Origin of the sequence: Roseovarius azorensis (genome assembly GCF_900109455.1) — a bacterium.
Classification (GTDB): Bacteria; Pseudomonadota; Alphaproteobacteria; order Rhodobacterales; family Rhodobacteraceae; genus Roseovarius; species Roseovarius azorensis.
On record NZ_FOAG01000014.1, the window covers coordinates 41,160 to 64,617 of the forward strand.

Genomic DNA, 23,458 nt, shown 5'->3' on the forward strand with positions numbered 1-23,458 from the left:
CCCACGCGCGAGTTTCCAGCCCAAAAATGAAATCATTCCAAGGCTCAGGACGTGGCGGAGCGACCTCGGTTAATCGCGCCAGAATGCAGGATTCAGAAGTGCGATGAGCGCCAGCGTTTCCAGCCGTCCCAGCACCATCGCCCCAGCGAAGACGATCTTGGCCCCCGCGCTCAGTTCGATCAGCCGGATCGGCACATCGCTTGCGGTCTGCACCAGTGGCCCGGTGGTCGACAGACCCGATATGGCAAGGATCAGCGCGGACTCGAACCCCTGCCCGAATAGCGCCAGAAGTGCCGCTACAACCGTTAGTGACATCGCAAACAGCATGAAGAATATCCATGCGATATAGGCCCCCTGTCGCCGGATCCGCCGACCCAGACCGGTGTCGCGCCCGACCGAGGACGGATGCACCAACCGCTCGACCTCGCGCCGACCGTGCAGATAGAGCGCATAGACCCGCAACAGCTTGACCCCGCCCGCCGTGGTCGCAACCCCGCCGCCCACCAGCGATAGGCCCAAAAGGATCAGGCCCGGCGTGCCCAGCCCGGACCAGTCGCGCGCCGCCTGCCAGTCAGCGCTCTGGAACCCGGTGGTCGACAGGAACGACAGCGCGGTAAACAGCCCCCCCCACAGCGACCGCAACGCCAAGCCAAGATTTTCAATCTCGTCGACGTCGAAGGCCGCGATCCAGTGGCGCAGGAACAGCACCAGCGGCACCCCGGTGATCAGGATCATGCCCAGCCGGAATTCAGGATCGTGGATCACACCGGCCCGTGCCGTGGTGATCGTGTCCGACGAGAACGTGAGTCGAGACAGAGCAAAGAATAGGAAGAGAAAGATAGCGAACTCTCCGGCAAAGCCCGCCGCCCCGTTCTGCACCCCGCCGATCGAGGAAATGCCGCTTGTGGCCATGGTGGACATCGCATGCACCAGCGCCACAAAGGCGCGCTCGCCGCCGATCATCAGGATGATCCAGAGGGCCCCGGTCAGTCCTATGTAGACAGGCCCGAGCGTGGCCGTGGCCTGTGCCAGCCGCCGCGCCGGATTGGCACGCTCGAATCGACCCTGCAGCGTGTCATCCTGCCCCGGCTCGGCCCGCGCCGTCACCTCGAACCCGCCAAGGCTCAGCGGAGCCAGCACCGCCGAGGCCGAGATCCAGAGTAGCAGCCCGCCGCCCCAGCCCACCAGCGCCCGCCACAGATGCAGGCTGTCCGCGATCCGGCCCGGCGCGCCAAACAGTGTGGCCCCGGTGGTGGTGAAGCTCGACACCATCTCAAACCAGGCATTCAGAAAGGTGGTGTTGCCAACCCCCTCATAAAAAGGAATCGCCAGATAGAATGGCAGGAACGCATAGGCCAGCAACAGCGAAAAAAGGTTCTGCGTATCGCTGGCAGCCCGCCGGTTTGGCCCGGACATCGCCAACCCGATCACCAGCATCAGCGCCAGACCCAGGATGCCGCAATAGAAAAACGGTCGCGCCACGCTGGTGTCATCGCGCATCAGGGCGTCGATGGCGGGCAGGAACATCAGCAGCGCCGCCATTCCGGCGAGGACCAGGATCAGGGGAAAGCTGAGCAGCCGCGCGGTCATCGGATCAGAAAAAGTCGATCGAGACCTGCAACAGCTGCTCGACCGCTGCCACATCCGCCGCAAGCGCAAAGATCACGACCACATCACCCGCCTCGATCCGCAATCCGCCTGCGGGCTTGACGATCTTGCCGCCTTTTCGGACACCGCCGACCAGCACACCTTCGGGAAAGTCGATATCGCGCAGCACCGCCCCGGCGATGGACGAGGTCGACATCACCTCGGCCTCGATCACCTCGGCCTCGGCGTCGCCTATGGAATAGACCCCACGCACCTTGCCGTGCCGGATATGGCGCAGGATAGAACTGACGGTGGTGGCGCGCGGGTTGATATATGCGTCGATCCCCAGAGGTTCCAGCAAGGGCACCATGGTGGGATCGTTGATCAGCGAAATGGCAAAGGGACAGCCTTCGGACTTGGCGCGCACGGCCGCCAGCATGTTGGTCTTGTCGTCATCGGTGACTGCCAGCACCGCGTCGGCGCGGGCAATTCCCGCCTCGGTGAGCAGCGCGGCGCTCAACCCGTCGCCATTCAGCACAATGGTGCGCTCAAGTGCATCCGCCGCTCGTTCGGCCTGCGCGCGACTCTTTTCGATCATCTTGGCGCGAATCCGCCCGCCGGGTCGGGTTTCCAGCGCCTGCGCCACCGCAAGACCGATATTGCCACCGCCGATGATGACCACGCGCTCCTGTTTCTTCTGCGACTTGCCAAACACCTCCAGCGTGCGCGGCACATCCTCGACCGGCGCAAAGAGATAGCATTCGTCGCCCTCAAAAAGCTGATCGCCCGCCTCGGGCGCAAACAGACGCCCCTCGCGGCGTACCGCCAGAACCACCACCCGTAGGGTCGAGAAAAGATCATTCAACTGCCGCAGCGGCGTGTTGAGCACCGGACAGTCCTCTTCCAACCGCAGTCCCATCAGCTGCGCGGTGCCGCCCATGAACATCTCGGTGTCAAAGGCCGCCGGGGCCGCCAGACGTTGCAACGCGGCCTGCGCCACCTCGCGCTCGGGACTGATCACCACGTCGATCGGCACATGATCGCGCCGATAGAGATCGGAATAGATCGCATCCAGATAGGACTGACTGCGCAGGCGCGCGATCTTACGGCTGATGCCGAAGACCGAATGCGCCACCTGACAGGTCACCATGTTCACCTCGTCGGAATGGGTGGCGGCGATGATCATGTCGGCGTCGCGCGCGCCCGCGCGCTCCAGAACATCGGGATAAGAGGCAAAGCCGGTGATGCCCTGAACGTCTAGCGTATCGCTGGCGCGGCGCACCAGATCGGGGTTGTTGTCGACAACCGTAACGTCGTTCCTTTCCCCCGACAGATGCCGTGCGATCTGCCAGCCCACCTGACCGGCGCCGCAGATGATGACCTTCATGCTTCTTGCCTCATCCTGTCTGAGGCTGTTGCATGACAGATGGCCCAACCCTGGTCAATTGCTTTGTCCTGACCGCGACCAGCTTCTATACTGCCGCCATGCAACTGCTGAAACATGGCCCCGCCGTCCTTCTTGCCGCGCTCACCGCCTGCGCGCCGCCTGCGCTCTATTACAAGCCCGGCGCCAGCCCTGCGCAGGTCGAGAGCAACCTCACCAACTGCGCAGTGGCGGCGTTGGACCGGGTACCGCGCGATATACGCACACGGTTCATCCCGGCGCAGTATTCGACCCGGACCTATTGCAACAGCTATGGTCGCTGTTATCCCAGAACCTACCTCGTCCAGCCGGCGCGCACCGAGAGTTATGACGCCAACGCAGCCCTGCGTGGCCGAGTCACCGAGCAGTGTATGGCCGAGGCGGGCTATCGCCCGGTCTCGCTACCGCAATGCGACCCCGCCGAGGTGCGGCTGTCCGCCCTGCCCGCCGATCCGGCGCAGCCGCCTCTTGGCCCCGGCAGCTGCGCGCTGCGCCTGGCCTCGGGCAAGTGGCGGATCGTGACGCCGCAGTAGCACGGTTCCAAAGTCGTTTTCGCCCTCCCGGACCGGGGATGTCCGCATATAATAGCGGCTATGCAGCGACTCCGGTTGCAAATTGTGATTGTGTGATTGCCTCAGGCCATGTTGGTCAACAATGCGGACCTTTTGCCCGCCGTTTTCAATCCCCCCTGATGAAAGGCCCTTGCCAGTAGTGAAATCTCTCGACTCCACCGCCTCGTTTTCCCAACTTTATGACGATCCTCGTGTTGTCCTGGCCGTCCTCAGATGCTGCTCAATGAGAAATGCCGCGACCGAACTTGGCCACTTTCATCGCTCCAGCCCGACCCCGAAGCACGATCTCAAAATCGGCCGCCGCCCACTGTGCTGTCGCATATGCTGATTCCCGCTCTGCCCGGCCTGGCGCAGACTGCGTTCTGGCTCGTGCTGGGAATCGCAGCCGTGTCGTGGCGCTGACCGACAGTGGCAAATGGCGACTGCACCCCGGTGACTGGCGGCTCCGCCACTGCGTATGAGTGCGCTCAGTCCGCCGCCTCGCTCTCCATTTCATCCTCGCCGGACCGGCCGTTCCTGACGCCGCTCATCACCGCCAGCGATTTCAGCTTGCGATGCAGCGCGCTGCGTTCCATGCCGACAAATTCCGCCGTGCGGCTGATATTGCCGCCGAAGCGGTTGATCTGGGTCAGCAGATACTCACGCTCGAACGCCTCGCGCGCCTCGCGCAGCGGCATGGTGGCAATCGCACCCGACAACACTACGCGCCCCTCGTCCACACCGCCGCCGGCCTCGCCGGGCAGGTCGCGCACGGCAATGGGACCGGTCTCGTCGCCCAGGATCAGCGCCCGCTCGATCACGTTGCGCAACTGCCGTACATTGCCAGGCCAGCGCATGGTCTGCAACAGTGCCGCCGCCTCTTCGCTCAGATCACGCAGCGGCAGACCCTGGGTCTTGTGGAACATCTCGATGAAATGCGCGGCGAGCGCCGGAATGTCCTCGCGCCGCTCCTCAAGGCTGGGCACCGCGATCGGGACCACGTTCAGCCGGTGATAGAGTTCGCTGCGAAAACGCTCGGCGGCGATCTCGGCCTCGAGATTACGGCTGGTCGAGGACAGCACCCGCAGGTCGACCTTGACCTTTTCGTTGCCGCCCACCCTGAGGAATGTCTGATCCACCAGCACCCGCAGGATCTTGGACTGCGTGCCGGGTGGCATGTCCGCCACCTCGTCGAAATAGATCACCCCGCCATTGGCCTCTTCGAGCAGCCCGGGTGTCACGCCACTATCCGCGCTTTCGCGGCCAAACAGCACCTCTTCCATCCGGTCCGCCTCTATCGAGGCGCAGCCGACGCAGACAAATGGTGCATTGGACCTTAGCGAATTGGCATGGATATAGCGTGCCGCCAGTTCCTTGCCCGAACCGGCAGGCCCGGTGAGCAGCACCCGGCCATTGGATTTCGTCACCTTGTCGAGCTGGCTCACCAGCGCGCGGAACGCCGCCGAACCGCCCAACATCTCCGAGGGCGCCGTCTCGCGCCGCCGCAGCGCCTGGTTCTCGCGGCGCAGGCGGCTGGTTTCCATACCGCGCCGGATCACCACCATCAGCTGGTCGATATTGAAAGGCTTTTCGATGAAATCATAGGCGCCCTGCTTGATCGCGGCCACCGCGATCTCGATATTGCCATGACCCGAGATGATCACCACCGGCACATCCGGATAGTCGCGCTTGACCGTCTTCAGGATGTCAATCCCGTCCATGTTGCTGTCCTTGAGCCAGATGTCGAGGATCAGCAGACCCGGCTGCTCGGTGGCAATCGCAGACATCGCCTCATCGGAATTTCCGGCCAAGCGGGTGCTGTAACCCTCGTCCTTCAGGATATCCGAGATCAGTTCGCGGATATCGCGCTCATCATCGACAATCAGAATATCACTCATTGGTTCCTCATACGGCCGCCTTGGCCTCTGCTAATCCGGGCATCGCGCCGACAAGCGGCAGGCGGATCACTGCCATGGCGCCCGCGTGTGCGCCCGGATGAAACGGCTCTGCATCCTCCAGCACCAGCGTGCCGACATGTTCCTCGATGATCTTCTTGACGATCGGCAGACCCAGCCCCGTGCCCTTTTCGCGCGTCGTCACATAGGGTTCGAACAGCCGGGCGCGGTCCTGCGGCAGGCCAATGCCGTTGTCCGAGATGCGGATCACCGCCTCGCCCCCCTCGGCGGTGCTCTCTACCCGGATCTCGGGGGCAAATTCCTCGGGCGCACCGCGTTCGCGCAGGCTCTCTATCGCCTCGCCGGCGTTCTTGATCAGATTGTTCAGCGCTTGGCTGATCATCGTCGCGTCGATCTCTGCCCAGAGCGGGGCCTCATCCAGGGCCACCTCGAAACGCACGTCGGGTTGCCCGCTTTCCTGCAGCAGAATCGCCTCGCGTAGCACCTTGGTCAGGCTCTCCTGAGTGGTCTGGGGTTCGGGCATGCGGGCGAATTTCGAAAACTCGTCGACAATTCGGCGCAGGTCGCTGGTCTGCCGGATCACCACATCTGTCAACTGTTCCAGGCTTTCCGACTGATCCGGCTCCAACTGCCGGGAAAACTTGCGCTTGATCCGCTCGGCGCTCAGTTGAATGGGTGTAAGCGGGTTCTTGATCTCGTGCGCGATCCGCCGCGCCACATCGCCCCAGGCGGCCATGCGCTGTGCAGTGACCAGATCGGTCACATCGTCAAACGCCACCACATAGCCTTCGCGCCGTCCCGCCTCACCGATCCGGGTAGACATCCGCACCAGCAGATTTTCCTGCCGCGTGCCGCGCGCCACCCTGATCTCTTCCTGGACAAACCCACCGGGGTTGGCCCGCAGCCGGTCGAACAGCGCCGCAAATTCCGGCACTGCCACGCTTAGCGACAGCGACTGCTGATCCTCCTGCCAGTCCAGCAGCCGCTCGGCGGCGCGATTGACAAAAGTGATCCGCCCCTTGGCGTCCAGCCCCACCACACCCGACGAAACCGAACCCAGCACCGAGTCAAACAACCGCCGCCGCCGCTCGATCTGCTGGGTATTGGCCAGCAGCGTGTCGCGCTGGCGTTTCAGTTGCCGGGTCATCTGGTTGAAATAAGTGCTCAACTGCGCGATCTCGTCATCGCCCTCTTCCTCGCGCACCTGCGTGTCCAGATCGCCCTCGCCCACCTGTTGCGCAGCCGATGTAAGCCGCCCTACCGGGCGCGACAGGCGTTCGGCGAACCACATCCCCAGCCAGATCGCCGCCAGGATCAGAATGACCGCGAACCCCAGATAGAGCAGCCCGAATTCGAACAACACCCGACCCCGTTCGCTCTCGCGCTGCTTGTAGAAGACCGCCGTTTCCTGCGTGTCGTCGAGCAGGTTCAGGATTGCGCCGTCCACCGTCCGGCTGACATAGAGCAGGCGGTCGGCAAACCCGGCCAGAGGGATAAGGGCGCGGAATTCGTCATTGTCCCAGTCCCGGATCACCAGCACGCCCTCGGCATAGGCCTGCGCAATCTGCTCTGCGGTCGGTTCTTCGTAATCGAAGAGATAGGACCGCTCGCCGCGCGCCCGGATCGTGCCACTGCCGTCGATCACGAAAGCCTCGCGCAACCCGCGCTGAATCTCGCGCTGCCCGGAGGAGAGCACTTGCCGGATATCGCCGTCGGTCATGAAGACCGAGGCGCGCTTGGTGGCGTCGATCACCTGCGCCAACACCCGCGCATCGGTCACCAGATCACGCCGATGCTCGTCTTCATAGGCTTGTGCTGCGGCGACCGAACTGTCCACCACCCGGCCCACCCGGTCGGAGAACCACGCCTCCAGCCCCATGTTGACCGACAGCATGGCAAACACCGCCACCATCACCGTGGGCAAGAGCGCCATCAGCGCGAACACCCCCGTCAGCCTCAGATGCAGCCGCGAGCCCGCCGAACGGCTGCGGCGCGCGGCCACCATCCGCGCCACCCGTTGCAGCACCAGCCCCGCGACCATCAGCACATAGATCATGTCGAAGAGCAGCACGAGGCGCAGCCCGTTCGACGAGGCCCCCTGATCGAGCGGCCCCATCAACAGATAGGTGGCCAGCGCCAGCAACGGCCCCAGCACCACCAGACCCAGCGTCGCCCCGTTCTGCAATCTCTGCAGGCGACGCAGGCGGCTGATTCCGTCCCAGGACAGGCGTCTGCCCTTCAACGTGCGTGTCCGTGTTGCCACGCGCTCCCTCATTCAAGTAGTGGCGCAACTGGTGCGCCCCGCAACATATGGACCGTAACGTGCTTGGATTCACATCAGGTCACAGTCCTGTTGCAGTTTTACATCAACTTGCGGCGGCGTGTCACCTGAATATCCAGTTCCGTGATCTTCTTGCGCAGGGTATTCCGGTTTATCCCCAGCAGATCGGCGCATTTCGCCTGATTTCCCGCCGTGGCATCCAGCGCGATCCCGATCAGCGGCGCCTCGACCTCGCGCAGGATTCGGGTATAGAGTCCGGCAGGCGGCAGTTCTGTTCCGTGCAGATCGAAATAGCGCTTGAGATGCCCCGCCACCGAGGCGGACAGGCTCTCACCGCGCAGCTTGCCAAGGACCACCGGTTCAGCGCTCGGCTGATTGCCCAGCACCGCCTCCACCTCGGCGCGGCTGATCTCCTCGGCCATAGCCGTGAGGCCAATGCGCCGCACCGCGTTCTCAAGTTGCCGTACATTGCCCGGCCAGCTATAGGCGCGCATCAGTTCCGCCGCAGGCTCCGACAGCCGCCGCAATGGTTGTCCGTCACGCTCGTCGCGCGCCAGAAAATGCCCGGCCAGCAGCGGGATATCCTCGACCCGTTCTCGCAAGGAAGGCACGTCGATCACCGCGCCGCTCAGGCGGTAATACAGATCCTCCCGCAGCCGCCCCTCGTCCAGTGCCTGAGCGGGCGGCACCCGACTGGTGGCCATGAAGCGCGGCACATGATCGCCCGGCGCATCCATCATCCGCACCACGCGACCCTGCGCCTCAAGCGGCAGATCGGTCAGTTCGTCAAGCACGATACTGCCGCCGCGCGCGCGCGCCATCACCCGCGAGGGTCCGTCCATCTCGCGCAGATCGCCCGGCGTGACAGTGATGAATGGCAGCGTGCGCCGGTCCGAGAAGTCATGGATAGCCTTGGCCAGCAGCGATTTTCCGGTACCCGATTCGCCGCTGATCATCACCGGCAGGTCTGTGTTCATGATCCGCGCGACCACGCGGTAGAGCGCCTGCATCGCCGGGGTGCGCCCGATCAGCGGCAGATCCTCGGGTCGTTCCACCTCGGCCGCGCGCGCGGGTCGCCGCGCGCGCGCCTCAAGCGCCCGCGCCGTGCGCTTCATCAGATCGGGTAGATCGAACGGTTTGGGCAGGTAATCATAGGCATCGGCCTCTGCCGCCTTGATTGCCGTCATGATCGTGTTCTGCGCCGAAATCACGATCACCGGCAGGCCGGGGCGATCCTGTCCGATCTTGGGCAGCATCTCCAGCCCATTGCCATCGGGCATCATCACATCGGTGATCACCACATCGCCCTTGCCTTCGGCCACCCACCGCATCAGCGTGGTCAGCGACGACGTGGCATGCACCCGGCATCCCGCCCGCGTCAGCGCCTGCGTCAGAACCGTACGGATCGTGCGGTCATCATCTGCCACCAATACCGTGCCATCCATTGCCTAGTCTCCCTGACTTGTCATTTCTGCGCGTTGCAGCGAAATGCGAAACACCGTGCGCCCGGGCACCGAACTCACCGAAATCCAGCCGTCATGGTCGGAAATGATCTTGGCCGCCAGCGCCAATCCCAGCCCGGTGCCGTTCTCGCGTCCCGAGACAAAAGGATCGAATACCTCATCGGCGATCTCGGGCGGCAATCCGGGCCCGTCGTCGATGATCTCGATCTGCAGCGGCAGCGCCTTGCCTACGCCATCGCCGCGCCGCACCCTCAGCGATTGTTCGTAATAGGTATGCAGCCGGATCGTGCCAGGTCTGCCGCCCGTCGCCTCGGCCGCGTTCTTCAGCAGGTTCAGCACCACCTGCAAGAGCTGATCCATGTCGCCAAGCGCCGCCGGCAGAGAGGGGTCGTAATCCTCGACCAGCGTCATGTGCGCGGCAAAGCCCAGCATCGCCGAACGCCGCGCCCGGTCCAGCACATCATGAAGATTCACGGGCCGCAAATCAGGCGCGCTGACATTACCGAACTGCTCGACCCTCTCCAACAGGGACACGATCCGACGGCTTTCGCTGACAATCAGGTCGGTCAGTTCCAGATCCTCCTTGCCCAGCGTCATCGACAGCAGTTGCGCCGCGCCGGTAATCCCCGCCAGCGGGTTCTTGATCTCATGCGCCAGCATCTCAGCCATGCCGATGGCCGATTTTGCCGCCGATTTCACGCTGCTGTTCTGCACCATGCGGCCGGCCAGTTCGCGCGGGCTGATCAGCATGAGCATATGCCCCGGCGTCCCGCTCAGCGGCGCTACCTGCAGGTTGCACTGCATAGGCGCGCGTTCGCCCGTCCCCACATCCACATCATTGACGAAAAGCGGCGCATCGTTGGCGCGTGCCCGCTCAAACGCCTCTTCCAGCGGAGCGTTGACCGCCAGCCGGTCCCAGACCGGCTGACCGGCCAGCGCGCGCGACGAGGTCATCATGAACCCTTCGGCGGCGGGATTGATGCGCACGATCCGGTCGGCCTCGTCAAGTTCCAGCGCCGGAACTGGCAGAGAGGTCCAGATTGCCTCGTCCTTGCTCATGCCGCCTTCCTGCGGGCACTTTGACCCGTCATCGCGCCGGGCAATAGCCGCAGGATTTCGGCCGGCTCCACCGCCGTCAGTACTTCACGGCGCAGCGTGGCGTCCGTGCCGGCGTGATCCATGTACCAGCCCAGGTGTTTGCGCGCGACGCGCAGGCCTAGATCGCGCCCGTAAAAGCCAAGCATCGCCTCGTAATGCCCGGCGACCAGATCGGCTAGCGCCGCCCCTTCCGGCACGTGCGGGCGCGGTCCGCCATGCACTGCCGCCGCGATCCCCGCCAGCAGCCACGGCCGCCCGCGAGCCCCGCGCCCCACCATCAGCCCATCGGCCCCCGACATTGCCAGCGCCGCACGTGCCGATGCTGCGTCAACGATATCGCCATTGGCGATGACCGGCACGCGCACGGCTGCCCTGACAGCGCGGATAGCCGCCCAGTCGGCCCGCCCCTTGTAGAACTGGCATCGGGTGCGCCCGTGAATGGTGATCATGGCAATGCCCGCCGCTTCGGCCCGCTGCGCGATTTCGGGCGCATTCAGGCTGTCATCGTCCCAGCCCAACCGTGTCTTGAGCGTAACCGGCACGCCGACCGCGCTCACCACCGCCTCGATCAACCGCAGCGCGTGATCCGGCTCGCGCATCAGCGCAGAACCCGAGGCGCCGGTACCGCTGGCGCTCACCACCTTTTTGGCCGGGCAGCCCATGTTGATATCAATCATCCGCGCACCGCGCGCCTCGAGCATGCGCGCGGCTTCGGCCATCCAGTAGGGGTCACATCCCGCCAACTGCACGGCGGTATTTTCGATGCCAAGACCCAGTTCCGCCTTGTCGCGCGCGACCGGTCGGGCCTGCACCATTTCCTGACTCGCAATCATCTCGCTGACCACCAGCCCCGCGCCGAACCGCGCCACCAGAGCGCGAAACGGTAAATCGGTGATTCCCGCCATGGGCGCCAGAATCACCGGTGGGTAGAGTTGTCTGTCAGCGAATGCACGCATCTTGTGCCTAATCCTTGTGCAACACCGTTTGTCTAACCGTGAATCACCCCTGAAACAATGCGTTCTGGCTTAAGTTGCGATCACATCGCGGGGTGATGCCTAAGTTTTAGGCGCGCGCTCAGCCATTGCGCTGTCCTGCGCCTCACCGTAATCAGATAGCATGACAACCGCAGCCCTCATTGTCGCCGCAGGCCGGGGCACCCGCGCAGGCGGGGATACCCCAAAGCAATGGCAGCCCCTCGTCGGGCGACGCGTGATCGACTGGACGCTCGATGCGTTTCTGGTCGTGCCGGAAATCGACCGTATCGTCGTGGTTCTGCACCCGGACGATGCCGCCCATTTTGCCCCGCCGCCGCGCGTCGAGGTCACGATCGGCGGCGCGACCCGCACCGCATCGGTGCGAGGAGGGTTGGAATACCTCGCGCAATGCCCGGACTCTGCCCCGGCGCATGTCCTCATTCACGATGTCGCGCGCTGCTGCATAAAGCCCTCGCATGTTGTCAGCATTCTTCGCGCTCTGGAGGGCGCTGACACCCCCGCCGTCGCCCCCGCTGTCGCCGTGACCGACGCGCTCTGGGTAGGCGCTGCCGATCGCGTCAGCGGCGCTCAGGATCGCTCGGGTCTGTTTCGCGCACAAACGCCGCAGGGTTTTGATTTCGCCGCCATCCTTGCCGCCCATCGTGCGCATCCTGGCGCCGCCGCCGATGATGTCGAGGTGGCCCGCGCCGCCGGACTGGGCGTTACCATTGTCGAAGGCGACGACGACAACCTCAAGATCACCTACCCGGCTGACTTTGCAAGGGCGGGCAGAATTCTGGGACATCACATGGATACAAGAATCGGCTTCGGCTTTGACGTGCATCGCTTCGGCCCCGGCAATCACTGCATGCTCTGTGGCGTGGCCGTTCCGCACAATCGCGGGCTGCAGGGTCATTCCGACGCGGATGTCGGCATGCACGCACTTACCGATGCGATCTATGGTGCAATGGCGATGGGCGATATCGGCCGCCATTTTCCGCCCACCGATCCGCAATGGAAGGGGGCCAGGAGCCATGTATTCCTGCGTCACGCGGTTAACCTTGCGCTGACAAACGCATTTACAATCAACAACGTAGACATCACACTGATCTGCGAACACCCCAAGATCACCCCGCATGCACCCGCCATGCAATCTGCCCTGTCAGCCGTCACCGGGGTCGCCCCGAACCGAATTTCCGTCAAGGCCACGACCTCGGAACGGCTTGGTTTTACTGGTCGCGAGGAAGGCATCGCCGCGCAGGCCGTTGTATTATTGGTGAAAAAATGCACCTTACCCGGTTGATCTGTACGTTCTTTTATGTTGGTTATCTGCGCCCCGCGCCAGGCACCTGGGGATCGCTGGCCGCGCTGCCACTGGCCTGGGGGTTGCATGTCGCGGGCGGAGCCTGGCTGCTTGGGTTGGGAATCGTTCTGGTCTTTGCGGCAGGATTGTGGGCTACCCATCTGGAAACACGCGGAAAAGACGATCATGATCCGTCCGAGATCGTGATTGACGAGGTGGCGGGGCAGTGGCTCGCCGTGCTGCCGGTTTCGATCGGAGCCGCCCATGCCGGTGCGGTAGTCCCTGACCTCTGGCCCGGTTTTGTCGTCGCCTTTCTCGCCTTTCGGATGTTTGACATCCTCAAGCCCGGTCTCATCGGCTGGGCCGACAGTCGCCGGGGGGCGTTGGGCGTCATGCTGGATGACATATTCGCCGGGATCGCCGCCGGGATGTTTGTCGTGCTGGCCGCCGCGCTCTATCACGGGATTCTGGGGCTGTGAGGACAGAAGAGATTCTCCGCGCCGCCCGCGCGCAGGGTGTGATGATCGCCACCGCCGAAAGTTGCACGGGCGGCATGGTTGCGGCTGCACTCACTGATATTCCCGGCTCCTCCGACGTGGTCGAACGGGGCTTTGTAACCTACTCGAACAAGGCGAAAATCGAGATGCTCGGAGTGTCGCCTGATACGCTTGCAGCGTATGGTGCGGTCTCCGAAGTGGTGGCGGGCGAGATGGCTGACGGCGCCCTAGCTCATAGTGCCGCGCAACTCGCCGTTTCGGTCACCGGCATTGCCGGACCCGGCGGCTCGGACCACAAGCCCGAGGGCCGGGTCTGCTTCGGCCTTGCCATGCGCGGCCGCGCCACGCAGACCGAAACGCAGGACTACGGCGCACAGGGCCGGGCCATGGTGCGCGGGCTTGCCCGCGATCACGCGCTGACGCTGCTGCTTGACGCCCTGACCCGGTAGCCCTGCGCCTCACCCGTAGAGATCTGCCGCCCGCTCCTCGAACGCGCGCACGATCCGCTTCATCGCGTCATGGAAAAACAGATCGGCAGCGGATTGCAGAAATTTGTTCCTGAACGCGAAATCGACATCGAAACTGACCTCGCAACCCCCTTTGGCGTCGTGAAATTCCCAGTTCGAGCGCATATGCCGGAACGGCCCGTCCAGGTATTCGGTCTCGATCCGCCGCCGTTCCGGCCAGAGCAACACACGGCTGCCGAACCGCTCGCGGAATACCTTGAAGCTGATCACCAGATCCGCCTCCATCACCTCGGAACCGTCCGCCTGTGGCGTCACGCTGCGTACCCGCGCCGCCGCTGTCCAGGGCAAGAACTGCGGATAGCTCGCCACATCCGCAACCAGCGCATACATCTGGTCCGCAGTGTAATGCAGCCTTCGCGTTTCGGAATGTGATGGCATCGCGCCCCCGGTTTCCACGTGACAGTGGCGCGCTTTGTCTTAGACTGAGGCGGAAGATTCAAGAGGGTCACATGCCGGAACGCAACTATGTCATCGACAAACTCATTTCCGCCAAGAGCATCGCCGCCCGCATCGAAGCGCTGTCACATGAAATCGAGGCTGAATTCGCCGATACGAAGAAACTGGTAGTGGTCGGGCTGCTGCGCGGCTCGTTCGTTTTCATCGCCGATCTGGTGCGCGAACTCGATCTGCCGGTTGAGGTCGATTTCGTCGAAACCTCCTCCTATGGCGACAGGATGCAGAGCAGCCGCGAAGTCCGTATTCTCAAGGACTTGCGCGGCGACATTGAAGGGCGCGACGTGCTGGTGGTCGAGGATATCGTCGATACCGGATACACGCTCGCGCATGTGCTGCATCTGCTGGCCAGCCGCCAACCGCGCAAATTGCGCACCATCGCCCTTCTCGACAAACCATCGCGCCGCGAGACCGATATCCGCGCCGATTGGATCGGCTTCGAAATCCCGGATGAATTCGTCGTCGGCTACGGCATCGACTTTGCCCAACGCAACCGCAACCTGCCCTATATCGGCAAGGTGCGGTTCACCGACTGAACTCCCGGCGCGGACAAGTGTGATCTGGCGGACCCAAGAGGATTCGAACCTCTGACCTCTGCCTTCGGAGGGCAGCGCTCTATCCAGCTGAGCTATGGGTCCACTGGGGCCGTGATATAGCGGGGCGCGCCTTGCCCCGCAATCGCAAAATCAGGCAAACAGTTCGTGCGCCAGTTCCAGCGCGTCGACCAGCGCGTCCACCTCGGCACGGGTATTGTACATGGCGAACGACGCCCGGCAGGTGGCCGTGAGGCCCAGATGATCCATCAGCGGCCCGGCACAATGATGGCCAGCGCGCACCGCGACGCCCTTCTTGTCGAGGATGGTTGATATGTCATGCGCATGCGCCGCCCCCTCCATCGTGAAGGAAAAGATCGCCGCCTTGTCCGGCGTGGTGCCCTGCACGCTGATCCAGTTCAGTCCCGCCAGCCGCGCCTGCGCATAGTCACGCAGATCGTCCTCATGCGCCGCGATCGCGTCCATGCCCACACCCATCATGTAGTCGAGCGCCACGCCAAGCCCGATGGTCTGCACGATGCCGGGCGTTCCGGCCTCGAATTTCATCGGTGGGTCGTTGTAGATCACCTGATCCTTGCTGACCTCGCGGATCATGTCGCCGCCGCCCATGAAGGGGCGCATCTCGGTCATGCGGTCCTTGCGGACAAAGATCGCGCCCGACCCGGATGGCCCGTAAAGCTTGTGCCCGGTGATGGCGTAGAAATCACAGCCCATCTCGTCGAGATCGACCGCCATATGCACCGCCGCCTGAGAGCCGTCGATCAGGACCGGGACGCCCTTTTCATGTGCCCCGTCGCAAATCGCCTTTACATCAACTTTTGTTCCCAACACGTTGGAAAGATGGGTAACTGCGATCAACTTGGTGCGCGGCGTGATGGCGTCAATCACCTTTTGCGGATCGAGGTGCCCGCGCGCATCCACATCGACCCATTTCAGCACCACCCCCTGCCGTTCGCGCAGGAAATGCCAGGGCACGATGTTGGCGTGATGCTCCATCACGCTCAGGATGATCTCATCCCCCGCCTGCATCCGCGGCATGGCCCAGCCATAGGCGACCATGTTGATCCCCGCGGTGGTGCCGGTATTGAGCACGATCTGATGCTCGTCCGCCACACCCAGAAATCGGGCGATAGTGCCGCGCACGGCCTCGTATTTCTCGGTCGCGAGGTTGCTCAGGTAATGCAGACCCCTGTGAACATTTGCATATTCCTGTGAATAAGCATGTGTGATCGCATCGATCACCGCCTGCGGCTTCTGCGCCGATGCGCCATTGTCGAGATAGACCAGCGGTCTGCCGTTCACCTGCCGCGCGAGGATCGGGAAATCGGCCCGGATCTTTTCCACATCGAACATCTCATGCCCCTCCCACGACTGCGACGCCGAGCACGCTAAGGACGATGCTCAGCGCCACCGCCATTGCGATCAACGACAACAGGATCACCCCGACCGCCTTGAACATGTTGTCAAAGCGATGTGCGGCATCGACAAACCCCACCAGAATATAAATGCCCCAGAGCGAGCCCACAAAGATCACCATCGCGCCCAGCACAGGGACCACGAGAACAAGAACCACGACCACCACCTGCAGGATCAGGCGCAGCACCTGAAGCCAGCCGATCAGCACGAGGATATCATCCATCTCCGCCCTGCCGCCCAGCCTCTGCCCGATCCAGGTGAGTGTCAGCACGGTGATCGCCAGCGCGCCGAAGAGAAATATCGCGAAAAGCAGGGGCGCGTGAAACGCAGGTGGCATCAGCGCCGTTGCGGTAGGATCGCCCGACGCAGTCATCTGCAACGAGAGCGAATAGACGATTGCGTTGAGCACCGACATCAGCGCCAGCGCCATCCACAGCCATTGCCGGGGCAAATCCATCCCGATCAGCACGCCCGCGGCCTCGCGCGGCTGAAACAGCGTCTGTAAAATCAGCGCATTGAACCGGGTTCGTGTCATTGTCTGCTCCATTCCGCCTCGCGAAGCCCCGAAATCCAGAACCAGCCAAAGACCCCCACCCAGATCAGCCCGACCGCCTGCAACCCCGGCCCCGGACCGATAAACCCGGCCACCAGCCCACAGAGCAAAGCCAATGGAGACGACGCCATAAGCGCCCAAAAGAGCGCAAGCCGCGCGCCAAATGCTTTCCCCGTGCCGCCTATAAGCCGGATCACGAAATGACTGATCATGGCGAGCAAGTAAAGCAACAACGGCATGATCAAAACCCAGAAAAAGCCACTCCAGTAGAGACGTGCTTCTATCGGCACCGACGGGTCGTCGAATGCGAGCCGGGCCTGCCATGGTGCCTGAGCAATAAAAAGAATTACACAGGACATGAGTGCTAGCGTAAGCACCCGATCCTCGCGCGGTCCCATCTCCAGCAGCCGCCGCACCACCCGGCGCGGACCGCGATAGGTGGCGACGATATCGGTTGTGACGGGCATCAGTCGCGCCTGCGCTCCAGCCAGCCCCGGAGCCGGTCGGTAATTTCGTCGCGCAGGCCCTCATTCTCGATTTCCTCGACCGCTTCGGCGAGAAACGACAGGGTCAGAAGATCGGTGGCAATCGCCTTGGGGATCCCCCGCGCGCGCAGGTAATAGAGCGCATCCTCATCAATCGCGCCCGAGGTCGAGCCGTGCGAACAGGCCACGTCATCGGCGTAGATTTCCAACTCCGGCTTGGCCAGAAACTGGCTGTCCCCATCCAGCAGCAACGCCTGGCTGATCTGGTAGCCATCGGTTTTCTGTGCTCCGGGCTTTACCAGAATCTTGCCCTGGAACACCCCGGTCGCGCCGTTGCGCAGCACTTTCTTGAACACCTGACGGCTCTCGCAGCGTTCCGCGTCATGGGTGATGAACACCGTGTCATCCTGATGGAAATCGCCGTCACCCATGGCCGCGCCCGCCACATGCGCGATCGCATCGTCGCCGGTCAGTTCGATCACGCACTCGTTGCGCGTCATCACCCCGTTGGCGGTCATGGTAAAGCTCTTGAACGCGCTCCTCGCCCCAAGGCGCGCAAAGAGATGCGTGGCCGCACGCCGTTCGTGGTCGCGCCCCTGCGTGCAGACATGATGAAATGCCGCATCATCGGCGATATCGACCTCGATCACCTTGTTGAACCGCGCCGCAGCCGGACCGTTTTCCAGAATAGTGATATCCGTACCCGCATCGAGCCGGATCACATGATGCAGCATCGCGTCGGAAGTCTCTGATTTATGGTTGTAAATCAGATTGATCGGTTTGCTTGCCCTACCAGTCACATGGATCAGCACGCCATCGGTCGCCGTGGCGGTGTTGAGCGCCGCCAACGGACGCGGCACGGGCGTCTGACCGCGCGTTTCCAGCACGCCATAGAGGTCGCGCGCCCAGTGGATGTCGCTCCGGTCTACCTCTGCCAGACGCTCTATCCGGATACCTTCGAGCGCCAGATCATCACTGGCTGTCGCATCGAAAACGCCATCCACGAAAACGATCTTCAGCCGTTCCACGCCGCCGAACATCTCGGGCTCATCCGAATTGTCAAACAGCGCCGCAGGCGACGCGACGGCCTGAACCAGACTGTCCGGGCGGGTGAATTTCCAATACTCGTCGCGCCGTTCGGGCAGGCCCATGGCATGCACACGGCCCAGAGCAGCCTCGCGCGCCGCCCGGCTCCATACCGCCCCGCCGGGCAAGGTCACAGCGGCAAGGCGGTCTTCGGTCAGGGTCTGTTTTGCCTGCGCCAGCGCCATCACGCCTCCTCCGTCAGAATGTCGGCATAACCGTTCTGCTCGACCTCAAGCGCCAGTTCCGGCCCGCCGCTCTTGACGATGCGACCATCGGCCATGATATGCACCACGTCCGGCCTGATATGATCCAGCAGGCGCTGGTAATGGGTGATCACCAGAAATCCTCGGCCCTCGTCACGCAGCGCATTGACGCCATCGGCCACCAGTTTCATCGCATCCACATCCAGCCCGGAATCGGTCTCGTCGAGAATGCACATCTTTGGCTCCAGCATGGCCATCTGCAGGATTTCATTGCGCTTCTTCTCGCCGCCCGAGAACCCGACATTGACCGGGCGCTTGAGCATCTCGGCGTCGATCTGCAAGGTTCTGGCCTTCTGGCGCACCAGCTTGAGGAAATCCGCCGCGCTGATTTCGGATTCTCCGCGCGCCTTGCGCTGCGCATTGATCGCCGTGCGCATGAAGGTCATGTTGCCCACGCCGGGAATTTCGACCGGGTACTGAAACGCCAGAAACAACCCCGCCGCCGCGCGTTCCTCGGGCTCCAGTTCCAGCAGATCGACACCGCCAAGCGTGGCCGATCCTTGGGTGACAACATAGCCGTCCCGCCCTGAGAGAACGTAGGAGAGTGTCGATTTCCCGGACCCGTTCGGCCCCATGATGGCATGCACGCTACCGGCCTCGACCGTCAGGGTCACGCCTTTGAGGATGCTCTTTTCCTCCTCTTCAAGATCGACGTGCAGGTTCTTGATTTCCAGCATTTTTACTCTTCTCCATATCTCGGCCGGCATCAGGGCCGGGGCATCATCTCTGTAATCATCAATCGCCGGACGGCGGGTCAGGCTCCGGGTGTTCGGAGGCCATTCATGCTTTGTCTCGCACCTCTGCCAGTGCCTCCGAGCGCGCCCGGTCCACCATCCGCATGATTGCGATGGTCAGGACGCTCCACCCCACAAAGAGGACAACGCCGACGATCAGTTCAATCGTTCCGGCATACCGTACCTCCAGCAAACCGGCATTCACGCATGCGGCGATGATCTCGTCATTACCAAGAGCCAGCGCAAAGATGATGAAATGCCCCAGCACCATCAGTCCCAGACGCCGCCCCTCGCGCCGCAGACGCGGCGGAAACCGCATCAACCATGCCACGGCGAGCCGTTGTGGCCCGTTGACCACACCCTGCCCGGACATCACCCGACCGACCCCTCTAGCGAAATCGCCACCAGCTGCTGCGCCTCCATGGCAAACTCCATCGGTAGCGCCTGCAACACGTCGCGGCAGAATCCGTTGACCACCAGCGCCACGGCCTCTTCCTCATCCATGCCACGGCTGCGGCAATAGAACATCTGATCGTCATCCACCTTGGAAGTGGTCGCCTCATGCTCGACGCGACTCGAATTGTTCTTGACCTCGATATAGGGCACCGTGTGCGCGCCGCACTGATCGCCGATCAGCAGACTGTCGCACTGGGTGTAATTACGGCTGTTCTTCGCCTTGGGATGCATGCTGACCAGCCCACGATAGGTGTTTTGCGCATGGCCCGCGCTGATCCCCTTCGACACGATTCGCGAGCGCGTGTTGCGGCCCAGATGGATCATCTTGGTACCTGTATCGGCCTGCTGATAGTTGTTGGCGATCGCGATGGAATAGAATTCGCCCTGACTGTCATCGCCGCGCAGGATGCAGGACGGGTATTTCCACGTCACGGCGCTGCCGGTTTCCACCTGCGTCCACATCACCTTTGCGCGGTCACCCCGGCAATCGGCCCGCTTGGTGACGAAATTGTAGATTCCGCCCTTGCCGTTCTCGTCGCCGGGATACCAGTTCTGCACCGTGGAATATTTCACCTCGGCGTCTTCCTCGACGATGATTTCCACCACCGCCGCATGCAATTGGCTGGTGTCGCGCTTGGGCGCGGTGCATCCTTCCAGATAGCTGACATAAGAACCCTTGTCGGCGATGATCAGCGTCCGCTCGAATTGGCCCGTATTCTCGGCATTGATCCGGAAATAGGTGCTCAGTTCCATCGGACAGCGCACGCCCGGCGGCACGTAGACGAACGAGCCGTCCGAGAACACCGCCGAATTCAGCGTCGCATAGAAATTGTCGCTAACCGGCACGACCGAACCAAGGTATTTCCGGACCAGATCGGGATGTTCCCTGATCGCCTCGGAGATCGCGCAGAAGATGACCCCTGCCTTTCTCAGTTCGGCCTGGAACGTTGTGCCGACGGACACCGAATCGAACACCGCGTCAACCGCCACCTTGCGGGCTTCGGCGGGGGTTTCCTCTGCCCCCTCGACACCGGCGAGGATCATCTGTTCCTTGAGTGGAATCCCCAGTTTTTCATAGGTTGCCAACAGCTTGGGGTCAACCTCGTCCAGCGATTTTGGCTTGACCTCCATCGACTTGGGGCGGGCATAGTAATACTGCGCCTGAAAGTCGATCTTCGGATAATCGACCATCGCCCAGTCGGGTTCCGTCTTGCCCAGCCAGCGGCGATAGGCCTCAAGCCGCCAGTCGGTCATCCATTGCGGTTCCTCGTTCTTGTTCGAGATCAGCCGCACGATATCCTCGTTGAGGCCCATCGGTGCGTAGTCCATCTCGATATCGGTGTTCCAGCCATGCTTGTAGGCTCCGCCAACCTGGCGCACCGCATCGACGGTTTCCCGATCCACGCCTTCCTTGACCTGAACGTCGTCCAAAGCTGCCATTCCCGTCTCCTTGCCTTTCAGACCATCCGGCCCTGATGCCTATGCCAGCGCTTCAGCCATGTCTCGGCAAAGCGCATGATCTCGTCGTCTCTCGTTTCCGGCCCAAGCGACACGCGGATCGCGCAGCCTGCACTGGTCTCGTCGTAACCCATCGCGCGCAGCACCCGGCTTGCCCGCACCTTGCCGCTCGAACAGGCGCTGCCTGCGGAGACCGCGAATCCAGCCAGATCCAGCGCCATCACCTGCGTTTCACCCTTCCAGCCCGGCGTGATGAAACAACTCGTGTTGGGTAGTCGCGGCGCGGCTTTCCCGACAAAAATAGTCTCATTTGAAAACTCTGCAATGGTATTTTCTAGAATGTTTCTAAGTTTTTCAATCCGAGTCCACTTGCCCTCCGCCAGATCGCGCGCCGCCGCCTCTGCCGCCGCTCCGAATCCGGCGATGCCGATCACGTTCTCGGTGCCTGCGCGACGGCCCATTTCCTGCCCGCCACCGCGAATCTGCGCCGCCAGATCGGTGCCGCGCCGGATCACCAGCGCCCCGGCGCCCTTGGACCCGCCCAGCTTGTGCGCCGAAATCAGCGCCATCTGCGCACCGGACCAGTTGAACGCCACCGGCAGCTTGCCGAAACCCTGGGTCATGTCGCTGACCGCCAGCCCCTCCGGCAAGGTCTGAAGGATGCCGGTCTCGGAGTTGGCCAGTTGCAGAACCGATCGCGCCGGATCACTGACCGTGACCCGCCCCTCTGCATCCACCGGCAGATCACCACTAACCCAGGCGCCAATGGCGTCATGCTCTATCGCCGCCCCAAGCAACCCGCGCCCGGCACAGGCGAGCGCCGCGGATTCGGTCGCGCCGGAGGTAAAGACGACATCCGCCCCATCCGCGCCAAGGGCAGCCGCCACCTGCGCGCGCGCGCGTTCGATCAGCCCCTTGGCGGCGCGCCCCTCGGCGTGCACGCTCGATGGGTTGCCCAGCAGATCCATCGCATTCACCATGGCCGCCCGCGCCTCGGGGCGCAGCGGGGCGGTCGCATTATAGTCCAGATAGACCCTCGCCATCACGACAACTTCTTCCTGGCTGAAACCCTGGGGCTTGGGGGCAGCGCCCCCACGCGGCTCAGTCCTCGTCCACCACCGAAAAGAGGCTTGGCACAGCAGGGCACGGGGCCAGCGCATTGCCCGCCACATCGCTTAGCCGGGTCTGATGCAGGAACACATAGACCTGTGCGCTCAGCCCCTCCCACAGCCGGTTGGTCATGGATTGCGCCCGCGACCCGCTTGCCGCACCCGATGCCCCTGCCCCCTTGTGAAGCGCGTCAACCGTCTCGTCCACCGCCGCCAGCACGTCCGAGACACGGATATCAGAAGCCGGCCGAGCCAGTCGATAACCGCCTCCCGGCCCGCGCACCGACGCCACCAGATCCGCGCGCCGCAGCTTGACAAACAGCTGTTCGAGATAGGGCAGCGAAATATCCTGCCTGCGCGACACGTCGCCCAGTGTGACAACAGCCCCCTCAGACTGCAACGCGATATCGACCAGTGCGACCATCGCATAGCGGCCCTTTGTGCTCAGTTTCATTTGGTCCCCCCCTGCGAACAGATTGACCTTGCGCAGCGCAAGGCTTATTTCGCTTTGAGCCATTCCGGCCCAGATCGCAATTTAGAACAGTTCTAAGGTGCTTGAGCGATTTCGTCAAGTTTGTCGCGCGCGCCCTGAAAAAGGACAGAAGAGAACTCATGCCCGAGGTTATCTTTCCCGGCCCCGAAGGCCGTCTCGAAGGCCGCTATCATCCGCAAAAGGATAAAGACGCCCCGATTGCGATCGTGCTGCACCCGCATCCGCAATTCGGCGGCACGATGAACAACAAGGTTGTCTATAACCTGCACTACGCCTTTTACAACATGGGCTTTACGGTGCTGCGGTTCAATTTCCGCGGTGTCGGGCGTTCTCAGGGTGAATACGATCAGGGTGTCGGCGAACTCAGCGATGCCGCCTCGGCGCTCGATTATCTGCAATCCATGAACAACAATTCCAAGCATTGCTGGGTTGCGGGCTTTTCCTTTGGGGCGTGGATCGGCATGCAACTTCTGATGCGACGGCCCGAGATTACCGGGTTCATCTCGGTCAGCCCGCCCGCCAACATGTATGATTTCAGTTTTCTGGCGCCCTGCCCCGCCTCGGGGCTGATCATCAACGGCACCCATGACCGGGTGGCCCCGCCCGCCGACACCGCGGCCCTTGTAGGCAAGCTGCATGAGCAGCACGGCATCACCATCACGCATGAGGCGGTCGAGGGGGCCGACCATTTCTTCAAGGAACCGCACATGGACGGCATGATTGAAAAAGTCACGACCTATGTCAAACGCCGTCTGACCGAGACAACACGCTAAGGGGG

Annotated in this window: 23 protein-coding genes and 1 tRNA gene; 6 read left to right on the forward strand and 18 right to left on the reverse strand. The window is 62.8% G+C overall.

What is annotated here, in order from left to right; all coding sequences use genetic code 11:
* Window positions 1–69: 69 nt before the first annotated feature.
* Both BSG08_RS16580 and trkA read right to left on the reverse strand, forming a co-directional pair.
* Window positions 70–1,590: a potassium transporter TrkG gene (locus BSG08_RS16580; RefSeq protein ID WP_093038964.1), complete on the reverse strand. Its 1,521-nt coding sequence runs from the start codon at window positions 1,588–1,590 to the stop codon at window positions 70–72.
* A gap of 4 nt (window positions 1,591–1,594) precedes the next feature.
* The gene (gene trkA / locus BSG08_RS16585) at window positions 1,595–2,974 is read right to left on the reverse strand and encodes a Trk system potassium transporter TrkA (protein WP_093038965.1); all 1,380 of its coding nucleotides are present in this window, start codon (window positions 2,972–2,974) and stop codon (window positions 1,595–1,597) included.
* 32 nt (window positions 2,975–3,006) lie between these two features.
* Between trkA and BSG08_RS16590 the strand changes: the two genes are divergently transcribed.
* On the forward strand, window positions 3,007–3,543 hold the full coding sequence (locus BSG08_RS16590; RefSeq protein ID WP_093038966.1) for a hypothetical protein: 537 nt from the start codon (window positions 3,007–3,009) through the stop codon (window positions 3,541–3,543).
* A gap of 506 nt (window positions 3,544–4,049) precedes the next feature.
* Here BSG08_RS16590 and ntrX read toward each other — a convergent pair.
* The 5 genes from ntrX to dusB all read right to left on the reverse strand — a co-directional run bounded on the left by ntrX (window position 4,050) and on the right by dusB (window position 11,275).
* Entirely contained in the window at window positions 4,050–5,459 is a 1,410-nt protein-coding gene (ntrX, locus tag BSG08_RS16595) for a nitrogen assimilation response regulator NtrX (RefSeq protein ID WP_093038967.1), read from the reverse strand.
* 7 nt (window positions 5,460–5,466) lie between these two features.
* Window positions 5,467–7,740, reverse strand: coding sequence for a sensor histidine kinase NtrY-like (locus BSG08_RS16600; protein ID WP_342742622.1), 2,274 nt, complete (start codon window positions 7,738–7,740; stop codon window positions 5,467–5,469).
* A 98-nt stretch (window positions 7,741–7,838) separates the two neighbouring features.
* On the reverse strand, window positions 7,839–9,203 hold the full coding sequence (locus BSG08_RS16605) for a response regulator (protein ID WP_093038969.1): 1,365 nt from the start codon (window positions 9,201–9,203) through the stop codon (window positions 7,839–7,841).
* Between the two features lie 3 nt (window positions 9,204–9,206).
* Window positions 9,207–10,280: a two-component system sensor histidine kinase NtrB gene (locus tag BSG08_RS16610; RefSeq protein ID WP_093038970.1), complete on the reverse strand. Its 1,074-nt coding sequence runs from the start codon at window positions 10,278–10,280 to the stop codon at window positions 9,207–9,209.
* Window positions 10,277–11,275, reverse strand: coding sequence for a tRNA dihydrouridine synthase DusB (gene dusB, locus BSG08_RS16615; protein ID WP_093038971.1), 999 nt, complete (start codon window positions 11,273–11,275; stop codon window positions 10,277–10,279). Before dusB ends, BSG08_RS16610 begins: the two co-directional genes overlap by 4 nt.
* A gap of 160 nt (window positions 11,276–11,435) precedes the next feature.
* Here dusB and ispF point away from each other — a divergent pair, with 160 nt between their 5' ends.
* From ispF to BSG08_RS16630, 3 genes are read left to right on the forward strand one after another with little or no spacing between them, the layout of a single operon-like run.
* A complete protein-coding gene (ispF, locus tag BSG08_RS16620; protein WP_093038972.1) occupies window positions 11,436–12,596 on the forward strand; it encodes a 2-C-methyl-D-erythritol 2,4-cyclodiphosphate synthase in 1,161 nt (386 codons plus the stop codon).
* Window positions 12,578–13,075: a phosphatidylglycerophosphatase A family protein gene (locus tag BSG08_RS16625; RefSeq protein WP_093038973.1), complete on the forward strand. Its 498-nt coding sequence runs from the start codon at window positions 12,578–12,580 to the stop codon at window positions 13,073–13,075. Before ispF ends, BSG08_RS16625 begins: the two co-directional genes overlap by 19 nt.
* Window positions 13,072–13,542: a CinA family protein gene (locus tag BSG08_RS16630; RefSeq protein WP_093038974.1), complete on the forward strand. Its 471-nt coding sequence runs from the start codon at window positions 13,072–13,074 to the stop codon at window positions 13,540–13,542. Before BSG08_RS16625 ends, BSG08_RS16630 begins: the two co-directional genes overlap by 4 nt.
* Before the next feature lie 9 nt (window positions 13,543–13,551).
* On the opposite strand, the gene BSG08_RS16635 is transcribed toward BSG08_RS16630, so the two are convergent.
* Entirely contained in the window at window positions 13,552–13,998 is a 447-nt protein-coding gene (locus BSG08_RS16635) for a type II toxin-antitoxin system RatA family toxin (protein ID WP_093038975.1), read from the reverse strand.
* A 71-nt stretch (window positions 13,999–14,069) separates the two neighbouring features.
* Here BSG08_RS16635 and hpt point away from each other — a divergent pair, with 71 nt between their 5' ends.
* Window positions 14,070–14,609 carry a hypoxanthine phosphoribosyltransferase gene (hpt, locus tag BSG08_RS16640; protein ID WP_093038976.1) on the forward strand — a complete coding sequence of 180 codons (540 nt, stop codon included), beginning with the start codon at window positions 14,070–14,072 and terminating at the stop codon, window positions 14,607–14,609.
* A 25-nt stretch (window positions 14,610–14,634) separates the two neighbouring features.
* Here the strand turns inward: hpt and BSG08_RS16645 are convergent.
* From BSG08_RS16645 to iscR, 10 genes are all read right to left on the reverse strand, one after another.
* Window positions 14,635–14,711 (reverse strand) — tRNA-Arg (locus BSG08_RS16645).
* 48 nt (window positions 14,712–14,759) lie between these two features.
* Entirely contained in the window at window positions 14,760–15,980 is a 1,221-nt protein-coding gene (locus BSG08_RS16650; protein WP_093038977.1) for a cysteine desulfurase, read from the reverse strand.
* 1 nt (window position 15,981) lies between these two features.
* Window positions 15,982–16,578, reverse strand: coding sequence for a YIP1 family protein (locus BSG08_RS16655; RefSeq protein WP_245770732.1), 597 nt, complete (start codon window positions 16,576–16,578; stop codon window positions 15,982–15,984).
* Window positions 16,575–17,063 carry a YIP1 family protein gene (locus BSG08_RS16660; RefSeq protein ID WP_093038979.1) on the reverse strand — a complete coding sequence of 163 codons (489 nt, stop codon included), beginning with the start codon at window positions 17,061–17,063 and terminating at the stop codon, window positions 16,575–16,577. Before BSG08_RS16660 ends, BSG08_RS16655 begins: the two co-directional genes overlap by 4 nt.
* Window positions 17,063–18,352: a SufB/SufD family protein gene (locus tag BSG08_RS16665; protein WP_093038980.1), complete on the reverse strand. Its 1,290-nt coding sequence runs from the start codon at window positions 18,350–18,352 to the stop codon at window positions 17,063–17,065. The genes BSG08_RS16660 and BSG08_RS16665 overlap by 1 nt, the downstream gene beginning before the upstream one ends.
* Window positions 18,352–19,107, reverse strand: a complete 756-nt coding sequence (gene sufC, locus BSG08_RS16670) for a Fe-S cluster assembly ATPase SufC (RefSeq protein ID WP_093038981.1) — start codon at window positions 19,105–19,107, stop codon at window positions 18,352–18,354. Before sufC ends, BSG08_RS16665 begins: the two co-directional genes overlap by 1 nt.
* Before the next feature lie 103 nt (window positions 19,108–19,210).
* Entirely contained in the window at window positions 19,211–19,537 is a 327-nt protein-coding gene (locus BSG08_RS16675) for a hypothetical protein (RefSeq protein ID WP_093038982.1), read from the reverse strand.
* Window positions 19,537–21,060: a Fe-S cluster assembly protein SufB gene (gene sufB, locus BSG08_RS16680; protein ID WP_093038983.1), complete on the reverse strand. Its 1,524-nt coding sequence runs from the start codon at window positions 21,058–21,060 to the stop codon at window positions 19,537–19,539. Before sufB ends, BSG08_RS16675 begins: the two co-directional genes overlap by 1 nt.
* Window positions 21,061–21,077: 17 nt before the next feature.
* On the reverse strand, window positions 21,078–22,121 hold the full coding sequence (locus BSG08_RS16685; protein ID WP_093038984.1) for a cysteine desulfurase family protein: 1,044 nt from the start codon (window positions 22,119–22,121) through the stop codon (window positions 21,078–21,080).
* 58 nt (window positions 22,122–22,179) lie between these two features.
* Complete coding sequence (iscR, locus tag BSG08_RS16690; RefSeq protein ID WP_093039005.1) at window positions 22,180–22,641, reverse strand: Fe-S cluster assembly transcriptional regulator IscR; 462 nt, start codon at window positions 22,639–22,641, stop codon at window positions 22,180–22,182.
* A gap of 158 nt (window positions 22,642–22,799) precedes the next feature.
* Between iscR and BSG08_RS16695 the strand changes: the two genes are divergently transcribed.
* Entirely contained in the window at window positions 22,800–23,453 is a 654-nt protein-coding gene (locus BSG08_RS16695; protein WP_093038985.1) for an alpha/beta hydrolase, read from the forward strand.
* Window positions 23,454–23,458: the final 5 nt, after the last annotated feature.

Bases quoted from the DNA above. Each gene is read 5' to 3' on its own strand.
- hpt (WP_093038976.1), top strand. From the start codon at position 14,070: ATGCCGGAACGCAACTATGTCATCGACAAACTCATTTCCGCCAAGAGC.
- BSG08_RS16675 (WP_093038982.1), bottom strand. From the start codon at position 19,537: ATGTCCGGGCAGGGTGTGGTCAACGGGCCACAACGGCTCGCCGTGGCA.
- trkA (WP_093038965.1), bottom strand. From the start codon at position 2,974: ATGAAGGTCATCATCTGCGGCGCCGGTCAGGTGGGCTGGCAGATCGCA.
- BSG08_RS16580 (WP_093038964.1), bottom strand. From the start codon at position 1,590: ATGACCGCGCGGCTGCTCAGCTTTCCCCTGATCCTGGTCCTCGCCGGA.
- BSG08_RS16635 (WP_093038975.1), bottom strand. From the start codon at position 13,998: ATGCCATCACATTCCGAAACGCGAAGGCTGCATTACACTGCGGACCAG.
- BSG08_RS16650 (WP_093038977.1), bottom strand. From the start codon at position 15,980: ATGTTCGATGTGGAAAAGATCCGGGCCGATTTCCCGATCCTCGCGCGG.
- ispF (WP_093038972.1), top strand. From the start codon at position 11,436: ATGACAACCGCAGCCCTCATTGTCGCCGCAGGCCGGGGCACCCGCGCA.
- BSG08_RS16665 (WP_093038980.1), bottom strand. From the start codon at position 18,352: ATGGCGCTGGCGCAGGCAAAACAGACCCTGACCGAAGACCGCCTTGCC.
- BSG08_RS16695 (WP_093038985.1), top strand. From the start codon at position 22,800: ATGCCCGAGGTTATCTTTCCCGGCCCCGAAGGCCGTCTCGAAGGCCGC.
- ntrX (WP_093038967.1), bottom strand. From the start codon at position 5,459: ATGAGTGATATTCTGATTGTCGATGATGAGCGCGATATCCGCGAACTG.
- BSG08_RS16610 (WP_093038970.1), bottom strand. From the start codon at position 10,280: ATGAGCAAGGACGAGGCAATCTGGACCTCTCTGCCAGTTCCGGCGCTG.
- BSG08_RS16625 (WP_093038973.1), top strand. From the start codon at position 12,578: ATGCACCTTACCCGGTTGATCTGTACGTTCTTTTATGTTGGTTATCTG.
- iscR (WP_093039005.1), bottom strand. From the start codon at position 22,641: ATGAAACTGAGCACAAAGGGCCGCTATGCGATGGTCGCACTGGTCGAT.
- BSG08_RS16590 (WP_093038966.1), top strand. From the start codon at position 3,007: ATGACAGATGGCCCAACCCTGGTCAATTGCTTTGTCCTGACCGCGACC.
- BSG08_RS16660 (WP_093038979.1), bottom strand. From the start codon at position 17,063: ATGCCCGTCACAACCGATATCGTCGCCACCTATCGCGGTCCGCGCCGG.
- BSG08_RS16655 (WP_245770732.1), bottom strand. From the start codon at position 16,578: ATGACACGAACCCGGTTCAATGCGCTGATTTTACAGACGCTGTTTCAG.
- BSG08_RS16685 (WP_093038984.1), bottom strand. From the start codon at position 22,121: ATGGCGAGGGTCTATCTGGACTATAATGCGACCGCCCCGCTGCGCCCC.
- BSG08_RS16605 (WP_093038969.1), bottom strand. From the start codon at position 9,203: ATGGATGGCACGGTATTGGTGGCAGATGATGACCGCACGATCCGTACG.
- dusB (WP_093038971.1), bottom strand. From the start codon at position 11,275: ATGCGTGCATTCGCTGACAGACAACTCTACCCACCGGTGATTCTGGCG.
- sufB (WP_093038983.1), bottom strand. From the start codon at position 21,060: ATGGCAGCTTTGGACGACGTTCAGGTCAAGGAAGGCGTGGATCGGGAA.
- sufC (WP_093038981.1), bottom strand. From the start codon at position 19,107: ATGCTGGAAATCAAGAACCTGCACGTCGATCTTGAAGAGGAGGAAAAG.